The sequence below is a fragment of the Chitinophaga sp. genome, assembly GCF_036566945.1.
Classification (GTDB): domain Bacteria; phylum Bacteroidota; class Bacteroidia; order Chitinophagales; family Chitinophagaceae; genus Chitinophaga.
Genome location: NZ_DATCVJ010000122.1, coordinates 1 through 5,924 on the forward strand (window position 1 = coordinate 1; position 5,924 = coordinate 5,924).

6 protein-coding genes are annotated in these 5,924 nt (G+C 47.1%); 5 read left to right on the plus strand and 1 reads right to left on the minus strand.

Annotated features, from left to right (window positions below; all coding sequences use genetic code 11):
• Positions 1 to 803: alpha-L-fucosidase (locus VIP81_RS03545; RefSeq protein ID WP_331957099.1), on the minus strand; the 803-nt coding region annotated here is incomplete at its 3' end.
• 776 nt (positions 804 to 1,579) lie between these two features.
• On the opposite strand from VIP81_RS03545, the gene VIP81_RS03550 reads away from it, so the two are divergent.
• The 5 genes from VIP81_RS03550 to VIP81_RS03570 all read left to right on the plus strand — a co-directional run.
• Positions 1,580 to 2,152: a TetR/AcrR family transcriptional regulator gene (locus tag VIP81_RS03550; RefSeq protein WP_331957100.1), complete on the plus strand. Its 573-nt coding sequence runs from the start codon at positions 1,580 to 1,582 to the stop codon at positions 2,150 to 2,152.
• A gap of 41 nt (positions 2,153 to 2,193) precedes the next feature.
• Positions 2,194 to 2,634 carry a universal stress protein gene (locus VIP81_RS03555; protein WP_331957101.1) on the plus strand — a complete coding sequence of 147 codons (441 nt, stop codon included), beginning with the start codon at positions 2,194 to 2,196 and terminating at the stop codon, positions 2,632 to 2,634.
• Between the two features lie 321 nt (positions 2,635 to 2,955).
• The gene (locus VIP81_RS03560; RefSeq protein ID WP_331957102.1) at positions 2,956 to 4,632 is read left to right on the plus strand and encodes a hypothetical protein; all 1,677 of its coding nucleotides are present in this window, start codon (positions 2,956 to 2,958) and stop codon (positions 4,630 to 4,632) included.
• Positions 4,633 to 4,665: 33 nt separating this feature from the next.
• Positions 4,666 to 5,601, plus strand: a complete 936-nt coding sequence (locus VIP81_RS03565) for a hypothetical protein (RefSeq protein ID WP_331957103.1) — start codon at positions 4,666 to 4,668, stop codon at positions 5,599 to 5,601.
• 138 nt (positions 5,602 to 5,739) lie between these two features.
• On the plus strand, positions 5,740 to 5,924 hold a 185-nt coding region (locus VIP81_RS03570; RefSeq protein ID WP_331957104.1), incomplete at its 3' end, for a hypothetical protein.

Genomic DNA, 5,924 nt, shown 5'->3' on the forward strand with positions numbered 1-5,924 from the left:
TCGTTGTGGGTATAAATAGATTCCCAGGCGCCGGCAATAGGTACCGGTGGCACTTCCGAGTCGCCGAAATCGCGGTAGTCGCCCAGGTCATGTCCTACCCTGCTGCTAAATAAACAGCCGGGTTGCAGCCTGCGCAAACTATCGATCATGCTTTTGGTTTGTTCGGTGGTTAATCCACCGGGCATATCGAACCATACGAGTCCCAGCGGGCCGTAATTAGTGAGCAATTCTTTTAGCTGTGGTATGGACTTCGAACGATAGTAGTCCTGATAATCTTTCTCTTTTTTAAAGTCCCAGTTGTTGCCGCCGCCATTAGGTTCATGCCAGTCGAGGAACTGAGAATAATAAAATCCGAACTGGATGCCTTGCGCTCTGCAGGCGGCAGATAAGGCTTTCATGGGATCTTTCTTATATGGAGACGCATCTACGATATCGAAGTCCGTTACTTTGGAATCGAACATGCTGAAGCCTTCATGATGTTTGGCAGTGATCACCAGGTATTTGATCCCGGCTGCTTTGGCTGTTTCGGCCCATTCATTGGCATCGAAGCCAACGGGATTAAATGTCTGCGCTACTTTGGCGTATTCCACTGCGGGTGCTTTTGCGCGGTTCATGATCCATTCGCCACTGCCGTAATAGCTGCTGTCCTTCCAGCGCCCGGCCAGTTTGGAATAAAGTCCCCAATGGATGAATAGACCAAACTTCGCTTGCTGAAACCATTTCAGGCCCGGATGTGCCGGGTTAGCAGCAGCTCCTTTGTTCCACATATCAGGCATATCCTGTGCCTGCGTTTTCGCGTGCATGAGTAAGCATAACCATAATACTAAACATGGAATCCTGTGGGACATATCTCTGAATTTTTAGCAACCAGCCGTAAAAAATATACATAAGCACCGGTATATGCAAATGCATGGAAAATGGTATCAGGGAAAGGGAAAATGATACAATTAAACCCGCCATGAAGGTATTAACTAACGATTAACGAATATTCCCGGAAGTAATGGCTAATTTAGTTATCAGATAAGTTGGATAGCCTGAGCATGTATGTGACTTTCCAGATTAAGCAATCATCTTATTAAATTACTAACAGGCTATAATGTGTTATACGCATCTGGTGCAATACCAAGGTGCCATGTGAATGTTCTAAAAGCCTCTGCTGTATGTCATCAGCAGGGGTTTCTTATTTTACCCCCTTTAGTCTTCTCTCTCGTTATTTCAATTCTTGTTTAGGTTCAGTTAACTCTCTTAGTAATGCTTCCTCTTAATATTGGGGTATTGTTTTGTGTTCATCTTTTTAGGGAGAAGACCACATTCATGATAACTGAAAAAATGCATACAACTAACAAATATCTCAGCAGAACCTGTTGGCTTCTCCAGGCCGACGGGGTTATTTTATCGCTCATAAGCACTTCCGGTGAGAAGTTTCCATCCGGCATCCAGAGATAGAACAAAAACCCACAGATCCGACGATCATTGGGTTTTTGATTTAATCATCATCTAGCTACAGCGCCTTTGCGGTTTCCACTGCGAAGGCTTTTTTTGACACTAAAATGAATATATATTCACTTATCTTTGTAAGGTGAAACTGAAAGATGATAGAAAAGTAACGCAGATTTTCCAGGCATCGCTCAAGCTGGTGGCCAGGAAAGGGTTGTCAGGTATCACCATGGGCGACATCTCCAAAGAGGCAGGGATTGCCACCGGTACCCTCTACGTTTACTTTAAGAGTAAGGATGAGTTAATTAACGTGCTCTTTGCCGCCTGCAGGGAAAATTCTGTACAGGCCTCTTTTAAGAGCTATCAGCCCAACATCCCGTTCAAGCTTGGGTTCAGACATATCTGGCTGAACATCTTACGCTACAAGCTGGCTAATTTCGAAGAAGTCGTTTTCCTGGAGCAATGCTACCATTCGCCTTTTATCACTGCCGACACGCGGGAAAAAGCGCAGCAGCTCTCTGCCCCTTTCTATGAACTGATGGAAAGAGGGAAGAAAGAACAGCTGATTAAGGCTGTAGATACGGGACTGCTACTCACCTTCATGATAGGCACCATGAATGAACTGATAAAACAAACACACTACAGCGGTATTACATTGAACAGAAGCCGGGTAAACACCACTTTTGATCTTTGCTGGGACGCGCTGAAAGCATAAGTTAAAATGAATAATTATTCACAAACTAATATTCCCTGCATATGTCAGACATCATGATCGCAGTAGACCTGAGCAGCTTTTCAGAAAACCTGATCAGGACAGGCTTAGAACTGGCCCATAAAATGAATGCATCCGTGACCCTTTTTTCTGTAGTAGAAATAGGGATAGGCTTAGGTTTACCTGAGGCTGGTCCTGTATTTACAGATGATATCCCCGCACGCATCCGTGAAGTAGAAGAAAGACTGGAAGCCTACAAACAAAGTTATCCGGACAATAATAATATCAAGATCCTGGTTACCACCGGAAATCCTAAAAATGAAACGCTGGAACAGGCGCATGACGGGAATACGACCATGCTGGTAGTAGGTACGCATGGCAGAACCGGCCTGGATCATATGCTGCTTGGCAGCAATGCGGAATATATTATCCGCCATTCACGGATACCGGTGCTGGTGGTTCCTTACAATCAACAGGAACACTAACGGTGTCAATGGCAACTGGATCGCTCACCCTGGCCGTTATGCGGATGGGGACATAGCTGAAAGTATCCGACTCAAACCAACGCGGCTACCAACACTCAACAATCCATAAAACACCACAGCAACGGCTCTGCCTGTTGCAGCATCCCGGCGGCTTCGCCGGGATTTTTTATTCCTACGGTGCCGCATAAACGCAGGATAAAGCTTATATTTATAATGAATAATTAAAGTACACCTACGGTTCGAAAACCCTCCTACCAGCCCTCAAAACTGGTGTAGGATTTTTATTGCACACAACTTTCCCTTCATTTCCAAAGCTTTGCTATGAAGAAAAATTACTCCTCAAAAAGCCTGCTGCTGGTATTATTCTTTCTTTTATCTGCCCCAGCTGCCTTTGCACAGTTAAAAATTGGTGACAACCCCGCTACGATCAACAAAGCATCCCTCCTCGAACTGGAGAGTTTGCGCCAGGGCCTATTGTTACCACGTATTCCGGATACCACGCTGGCTCCGCTCAGCACGGCACCGGACGGGATGATCATTTATCACGTCCCCAGTCAGAGTTTAATGGTAAGAAGAGGTGGTTACTGGTCAAAATTGGTAGATAGCTTAAATGCTTCCACCGGTACCTGGCTGCTGAAAGGTAATGCCGCTACCAACCCTGCGAACAACTACCTGGGAACTTCCGACAACCAGGCATTGTCTATCCGCACCAATGCCACAGAAGCCATCAACATCAGCAGCACCCAAACAGTGGCGCTGAAACAGGTACCTGCGAGTGCCACCCTCATCAGCGTACTGATGATAGATCCCGCCACCGGCGTTATCAATCAGCGTAATCTATCTCCGGCCGCATTTACCGATGCGATCCGTACACTCAATGGGATAGCCAAACAAGGATTCACCATCAAAGCGGATACGCTGAATGCTGATTTTGGCGTGACCACCACCGCCGCGGATAGTACCATTTCGCTGAATATTCCGGTAGTAGGTACTGCCAGCGCCAGAACGGGTTTACTCACGTATGCAGACTGGCTGTCGTTTAGCAGTCGTCAAAAAGCTATTACCATCGGCTCATTTATTCTTACACCCGGTAGTCCCAACGGCCTGGTACTGGACGATGCTACCGGCACACTTTCATTGGTAGCCGCTACTGCTACTACCCCCGGCGGCGTATCTACGGTGGCTCAGATCTTTGCCGGCGCCAAAACATTTAACGACAGTGTGAGCGTAGGAACCGGGCTAGGCGTAACCGGACAGGCGACTGTAGGCAATGGCATCAAAGTAACGGCAGGTGGCGCCAACATTACCGGTAATGTTACGCTCAACACTGCCCCTCCTGCTGTAAGCACTGCTACCACCAGCGTTTTGTTCAGAAATCCGGTTACCGGCGCACTGGAAAAAAGAGATGTAGATTCCGCGGCATTTTCGGTAGGTATTCGTAGAATAAATAACCAGACAGGTCCCAACATTTATATTAAAACCGGCAAAGCAGGTACCGACATTGCACTGGATAGCACCAGCGTGACGAACACCCTTACCCTGAATATTCCTGACGCAAGTGCTACCGCCCGTGGTGTGGTCAATGATTCCACCCAAACCTTTGCAGGTTTTAAAAACTTCCGTGACACCCTGTCCGTGGCTAAAAATGCGATCGTGGGTGCAGGTACCGCGCCTAATTCCACCCTGCAGGTGAGTGGTTCCATGGCACTGAATATCCGCACTACCAGCAATAGCACGGAGGCACTGGCGGAAACAGATAATACCTTGCTGGTAAATGCAACAGGCGCTAATACTACCATTACACTACCGCCCGCAGCAAATATTATTGGCAGGGTGTACACGGTTAAAAAAATCTCCGGTACTATTGATAATGCAGTGACCCTGCAGCCTTCCGGTGGCGCCCAGATAGAAGGAGCTACTTCTTACGTGATCTATAACAATTACACCTACGTAACAATTCAAACAGATGGCACTAACTGGTATGTGATCAGAAAGTAAAACCTATTTATTGTTACCTGTAAATTGTTATTCATGTGGAAAGCAAGGATTAAAAGCAGCATACTGCTATGCGCGCTGCTATTGCTGCTTGCACAGGTGCATGCGCAACAGCTCAAGCTGGGAGATCCCACATCTTCCGCTATTAAAGCGGCATTGCTGGAATTAAATACTACTAATCAGGGGTTGTTACTGCCCCGGATTACAGATACAACGACAGCACCACTTCCCGCCTCTCCGGATGGCATGATCATCTATTACAAACCGGCCAGCAGCTTGCTGATCCGGCGAAATGGTTCCTGGTCAAAGCTGGCGGATAGCTCGGCGGTCAGCAACAATCAATGGCTGCTGACAGGCAACGCCCTTGCAGACAGTACTACCAAATTTATTGGCAGCACCAACGCAAACGCCTTTAATATACGCACCAACAATCTGGCACGGCTCACTATTTCCTCTACCGGTAAAGTAGGTATCGGTACTATTGTACCTACCTCTTTATTACAGGTAAAAACAGGCATTGCCAACACGTCCGGCGTACGCATGGAAAATCTGACCAGTGCCTCTACTGTAACAGCAGGTGCGGGCGCATTGGGCGTAGACGGCAGCGGAAATGTGGTCCGCTCAGCCACCGCACCCGTATTTTATAATGCAGGCGGCGTGGTATCACAGAATATTAAAATCTGGGCGGATTCTATTAGTCAGCCGGCATCACCACTTTCGAGCGGACAACTCGCCGTGGACATCTCCAATGCAGGGTTTACCAGGATCATGTCTATACAGGCAACCGCCAAAGGAGGCGCAGATGCTACCAATACACCGATTGTTTCCATACTGGGATATAGTTTAACGAGAATAAATTTTCTATTGATGGAAAGCAAAACCACCAATACCCTGCTGCTAAGCACAGCTGAAGGACTAGAACCCAGCGTTTCCAATACTACCAAAATATTTGTAGTGGTAGTAGGCTATTAAAAATAAAATGTTCATCAATTTCATATAATCATTAACGTTATAAAACGAAAGCATTACATATTAACGCTTTGCTTCACGCTGATCGCCCAATTGGCCATCAGGGCGCAATCGGCCACCTGGCTACACCCCAACGCGGGGATGGGTATATTCAGTGCAGACACCATTGCTGTTTTTGGAGATATGACCAATGAAGGCAATATTCTTGCTGTTACCGGATCCGTGGTCAACTTCTACGGGCTGCACTGGCGCAACAGCAGCAGCGCCAGCATACTCGATGAAAGCAGTGACGGCTTCAGTGCCGCCGGAGGATTATTCCGCTTCAT

Coding starts and splice junctions, on each gene's coding strand:
- VIP81_RS03560 (WP_331957102.1), top strand. CDS start 2,956: ATGAAGAAAAATTACTCCTCAAAAAGCCTGCTGCTGGTATTATTCTTT.
- VIP81_RS03555 (WP_331957101.1), top strand. CDS start 2,194: ATGTCAGACATCATGATCGCAGTAGACCTGAGCAGCTTTTCAGAAAAC.
- VIP81_RS03565 (WP_331957103.1), top strand. CDS start 4,666: ATGTGGAAAGCAAGGATTAAAAGCAGCATACTGCTATGCGCGCTGCTA.